Here is a 1277-nt window from a genome sequence, read left to right as displayed (position 1 = left end):
TGGGACTTAGAGCCTGGTATTCGGCTTGCTCAACGACTCTTTGGTATTTTGAATTTGGTTGTATTGGAAGCGTATTTAGAGTGTTATTCGCCGGGTTGTGAACAAGAAAATTACCTTCGCTGGTCGTGGTAAACGTACCAATGCGTTGGATAACCGTCTGTTTTCGCTGGCCATCTACTGTAATTACTTCACCTTGGTAGGTGTGGCTTTGGCGGTTTTGCTGAATATCATATTGAAGTAGCTCGAAAAGGGCTCTTAAGTCATCTGAGTCGGGGAGTGCTGTTTTAGTTGCCAGCATGCGAAATGTTTCAAGCTTTGCAGGTGACTCATGACTAATAATGGAGGCCTCCATATTCGACTGACCATCTTTAACAGCTTGCTTCCACACAGAGAACAGGTCTTTTAGCGCGTGACTTCGTTCTGCTAACTGATGTTTTGCATCGTCAATGCTTTGTTCGGTTTTTCTAACAGTCTGGTTGAGGGTTTTAAGTTCCTTTCTTTTATTGGAAAGCTCCTTTTGAAGGGCCGCAAGTTTTTCTTTTTGTTGCTGCTTTTGTTGCTGAAAAGATCGTTCTCGGGCTTGGTTTGATTGAGCCTGCTGAGTTCTTTCTTGTTGTATCTTTTGGTACAGCTTATTTAATGTGTTTTGCGGATTACCGTTCGGTTCGGTGCTAGCGTTAGCCAAACAAGGAGTTGTCAGCAGGCAGAAAATAATGAATGCGCTTTGGAGGTGTTTCATAGTATTAATTTCCGTCCGCTTCAACAGTAAGTGTTAAAAGGGAAGGTGGAAGCTGCTTCTTGGCTACCTTAATACCTTGCGCAACATTTTCAAGAAGGGCGGGGCTCGCCAGAAGCCAGCTTTGCTTTTGTTGGCTCCAATAGCCAGCGCTTTGCTGATCAAGACTGAGGAAATACATTCCGATACGCCCAACCCGAAGTATCTGTGCTTCCACTTCTTTGTTATCAATTATGATCTCCTGCTGATATGACTCAATGCTGTAGCCAAACTCGTTTTCAATCTGAAAGGCTTCAAGCACTGAGTGGTAAAGGTGGCTTATCGGTATTTCCGGGTTAAATGCTTTTTCTTTGAGTGCCGCGATACGTGCCAGTCTCTTATGTTGGTGGAAAGCTAGGTCGTTATTTACTTGCGTATCAATCCAGTCAATCATTTCCAGGAGCATTGGTATCAAACTGTTCTCTGTTTGCGATACTTGCGATAGCTGGCCTTCATAGTCAATCAACGTTGTTTGTTGGCGAGAATGTATCTGTTGTTGATG

At 43.7% G+C, this 1277-nt stretch carries 2 protein-coding genes; both read right to left on the bottom strand.

Annotated elements, in window-relative coordinates; genetic code table 11:
* Positions 1-739, bottom strand: a 739-nt coding sequence (locus A3766_RS26300; protein WP_156509157.1) for a DUF3450 family protein, incomplete at its 3' end; no start/stop codon positions are given.
* A 4-nt stretch (positions 740-743) separates the two neighbouring features.
* Positions 744-1277: DUF3450 domain-containing protein (locus A3766_RS26295; protein WP_068643290.1), on the bottom strand; the 534-nt coding region annotated here is incomplete at its 5' end.

Source organism: Oleiphilus sp. HI0132, from assembly GCF_001635845.1.
The sequence above is the reverse complement of the archived record's forward strand: the minus strand, read 5'-3'. Positions and strand labels throughout refer to the sequence as shown.